The sequence below is a fragment of the Cupriavidus sp. 05N39 genome (genome assembly GCF_056397325.1).
In genome coordinates, this window is the sequence record NZ_JBFTNE010000310.1 from 1 (window position 1) to 461 (window position 461).

General features: G+C 70.3%; 1 protein-coding gene. It reads right to left on the bottom strand.

Features of this window, described 5'->3' with window-relative positions; translation table 11 throughout:
- Positions 1–461: hypothetical protein (locus AC1DN0_RS41455; RefSeq protein ID WP_477146662.1), on the bottom strand; the 461-nt coding region annotated here is incomplete at both ends.

A 461-nucleotide genomic window follows, 5' to 3' on the forward strand; every position in this document is an offset into this window, starting at 1 on the left:
GGGCCGAACGCGCCAACGCGAAGGCGTAGGCGGTACGCAGCCCACCGGGCAGCAGGGTGGCACCGCCGGTGCCGACCACCTCGCCCTCGATGCGGGTTTCCGCGCGCAGGTCGGCGTCGTCCATGGCGGTCCAGTCGGGGATTTCCCCGCCCAGCACCAGGCCGTTGTTGTTGCCGAAGTCGGACACCACCACGCGCGGGCCGAGCTGGTTGATGGTGGCCAGCGGGCTGCTGGCCACTTCCACGCCGTAGAACAGCTTGGCCGGCAGGGCTTCGGCTTCCTCGGCGGTCCAGTGCAGCTTGTCGGCCGGCGCGTCTTCCAGCAGCTGGATCACGAACTCGGCCTCGACCGCGCCGAAGCCGCCGACGAACACCGGAATGTCCACTGTTCCACCGGTGGCATTCCAGAGCCGGCGGGAGAAGATCGGGCCCAGCAGGCGGTCGTCGCCCGAGCTGTCACGG